Origin of the sequence: Hymenobacter sp. AT01-02 (assembly GCF_000961955.2) — a bacterium.
Lineage (GTDB): Bacteria > Bacteroidota > Bacteroidia > Cytophagales > Hymenobacteraceae > Hymenobacter > Hymenobacter mucosus.
In genome coordinates, this window is record NZ_JZIR02000232.1 from 1 (window position 1) to 2940 (window position 2940).

A 2940-nucleotide genomic window follows, 5' to 3' on the forward strand; every position below is an offset into this window, starting at 1 on the left:
GTTGAGCATAAGATGGGCAATAACAACTATTTGGGCGGTAATGGGGTAAGCAGGAATCTTCCTTCCTCCCACTGTACTTCTCCCACCCACTTCCATGCAAAGCACTACCTTTTCTACCCTATCTCGCTCATGGGCTTCAGCGGCCTTGGTGTTCACAGTACTGGGGTTGAGCCAGTGCGGCATCAGTGAGCAAGTGCAGCAAGCCAAGGCCTTCAAAGGCGCCCAAATTCGGCTGGCATCCGTTGAACAGGCCACCGTAGCGGGAGTAGACGTTACTCACCTTCGGCAGCCTGGCGACCTCACTACCTTGGACAAAGCCCGCATTGCCGCCGCCTACGCCACTGGCTCGTTGCCCCTACGGATGCGGGTAAATCTAGAAGTGCGTAACCCCAACGCGGAAACCGCGGCGCTCAACGCCTTCGACTACATTGCGCTGCTCGATGACAAGCAGGTAGCCACGGGCCGCAGTACGGAACGCATTGAGGTAGCTCCCAACGGCGTGGCCACGGCTCCCGTTACGTTGGAAAGCAATTTGCGGGATGCTTTGGGTGAACAGTCGGGGGAGGCACTAGCCAGTATGGTACTCGGCCTCGGCGACCATGATCGGCAGCCCATGCGCCTCACGCTTCGCCTAAAACCCACTTTTGTCACCAGCTCAGGTCGTACCATTTCGCCGGGCGGCTACATCACGGTGAACAAAGAATTTACAGCCTTCGATGTGCTAGATGCCGTTGACCGTCGCGACTCCCTTAAGCAGCGCCCATAGCTTGCAGCTGTCCGTCCCCAACAACCCAACGCAGGTAGTGGCGCCAAGCGCGTAACAGGTGCACTACCACTTGGCTGGCATGTGAGAACAGAACTGTCAAGTTGACCAGAATGAAAGCTTTGTGCGTCTGTTTACTTGCTGGACGACGCTTTAGGCTTGAATACCGTTCGGAAAGCCTGTAGCGCTGCCGGGTGGTAGATAGTAGCGTGCGTTTCTTCGGGCATATCCTTGTGGTACCATATGAAATTGCCCGTAGCCGCATGCTGTAGCGCTTGGTTGAAGCGATGCGTGGATGCTTCCCCTAGAACGTCGCTGCTGAAAGCTACATACAGCGTTTTGGCCGGGCCAGCGTACAAGTGTAAGCGGCTGTCGGCCTCGCTTGCCAGCTTCCCGTTGTTCCACCACAAACTAGGTCAAACGCCAGGTACGTGTCAAACAGGTTAGGTTCCTGTACAAGCGTTTCTACTACAAATAAGCCCGCCAATGATTCTCCTACTATGGCGGTTTCGGCGGTGGCGCGGTAACGTTGACGTATGGCGGGCATCAGTTCGGCGCGTATAAACTGCCGAAAAGCGGCAGACCCGCCCACCTTAGGCGCTATTTTCCGGTCCTCTGCGTTGGTGGTTGGCCCAGTCATATCACGTCGCCGGGCAGTGTTTTCAATGCCAACCAGAATGAAGGGGCGTATACTGCCATTGCCGGTCAATACTTGTAGTAGCCCTGCTACATGCAGAAAATCTTCTGCCAAGCCGCCATCGGGCATGTACAGTACGGGCAGCCTCACCGTGGCAGAATCTGCATAGACCGGCGGCAAATACACATTGATGCGGCGGCTTTCTCCAAGCGTGGCCGAGGACAAGGTGAATGTCTGTCCAATGCTCACCGGCGAGGCACGCTCTTGCGCTACCACCTGGCCGGCCGCCAAACTATACAGAAAGACAAGGAACAGGAATCGAAAAACGACTTTCAACGGGCTACGCAGTTATTCGTGGATGTTGCCCTATCAATTCTGCTCTGCTACTAGTAGAAGGCTTGGATGCGTGCTGCTGGCCTAGCGCGGCTCCAACGTAGCCTGTTGAGCCCAATTGCTAGAGGGAAGGTCAATACTAGCAAGAAAATCCGGCAGTGCATCCCGAAGCAGTGGTAGTTTCCGTTTTCTAGATCAAGGGCTATTGCTTTACACTAGCGAAACTGGCCATGCGGCTATAACACCCCAAGAAAGGCAGCGCTAGCGAGAACGGGTAGCGGCGCTCTTTGATGCCGGGCCAGGGGCGGCAGTCAACTTACCGTCTACCACCTCATTAAGGTACTCCTCTAGGTAAGTATACCCACTGCGGGCGATGCTGTTGCCGTCGCGCTCATTCGCGGCGTTTAGGCCGTGAGCTTTTTCCCAGGCATCCGGCATGCCGTCATGGTCGGTATCAGCAGGAGCCGGGCCGCTGCGGTATACAGGCCAGCCGCCTATGTCTTCCTGAGAGTCGATGATGCCCTGGTGGAGGCCGTACGTGGCGCTGCCGCCGGGGCTACTGCCGGTGGCCGTACCCGTGCGAGTTTCCTTCACAATGCGCGCGTCTACCGCGTCGCGCACGGGCACTGTGGCTCCGACGCCAGCCAGTACCGTTCGGTACGCTGCCTCAGCCGGTTGGGTAGTGATTGGCGCCAAGTTGGGCGTTTCAGTACGTTGTTTGAAGCGGGCAAAGTTGGCGGCCGTTTCCGGGTAATGATGCAGCCGAATGCCAGTCCAGTTGTTGGCCGTAACGGCGGGGTAGCCCTCAACATAGTTGCCGGCTGCGTACACCGTGGCAACGGGCTGCTCCGGTTTGTTGGATGCGTAGGCTTGGGTGATGTCAAAAATGACGGCCGCCCGTGTTGCGGGCGTGGCCGGGCCACCTTTATAATAGTTGTTGACTAGATTTAGCTGCCCACTACCACCCGGAATGAGCAGCTCATTTCCGTAAGCTGCCTGCATGTTGCCCCAGTTGTAGATAACGTTATTGCGGTAGTCTACCACGCTGTTGTGTCGTGGGCCCGGGCCCCGTTGAAGCGAATGGCCCGGCTATGATGGTGGGCAATCAGGTTGTGATGGTAAGAAGCATATTGCCCACCCCACACGCCTGCGTAGCCATGGTCGCCTTTGCCATTAAACGACGAATTCAAGCTTTCACTGATTAGGC

General features: G+C 56.7%; 3 protein-coding genes. 1 reads left to right on the top strand and 2 read right to left on the bottom strand.

Annotated elements, in window-relative coordinates; translation table 11 throughout:
• Positions 1-94: 94 nt before the first annotated feature.
• Positions 95-766, top strand: coding sequence for an LEA type 2 family protein (locus VI25_RS22735; RefSeq protein WP_055562960.1), 672 nt, complete (start codon positions 95-97; stop codon positions 764-766).
• A 322-nt stretch (positions 767-1088) separates the two neighbouring features.
• Here the strand turns inward: VI25_RS22735 and VI25_RS22740 are convergent, their stop codons facing one another.
• Positions 1089-1736: an alpha/beta hydrolase gene (locus VI25_RS22740; RefSeq protein ID WP_201783391.1), complete on the bottom strand. Its 648-nt coding sequence runs from the start codon at positions 1734-1736 to the stop codon at positions 1089-1091.
• Between the two features lie 258 nt (positions 1737-1994).
• Positions 1995-2777 (bottom strand): hypothetical protein, encoded by a 783-nt coding sequence (locus tag VI25_RS22745; protein WP_055562961.1) that lies wholly within the window; start codon positions 2775-2777, stop codon positions 1995-1997.
• Between the last annotated feature and the right edge of the window lie 163 nt (positions 2778-2940).

What these genes read in the sequence shown, in the direction of transcription:
- VI25_RS22735 (WP_055562960.1), top strand. Translation starts at nt 95, where the DNA reads ATGCAAAGCACTACCTTTTCTACCCTATCTCGCTCATGGGCTTCAGCG.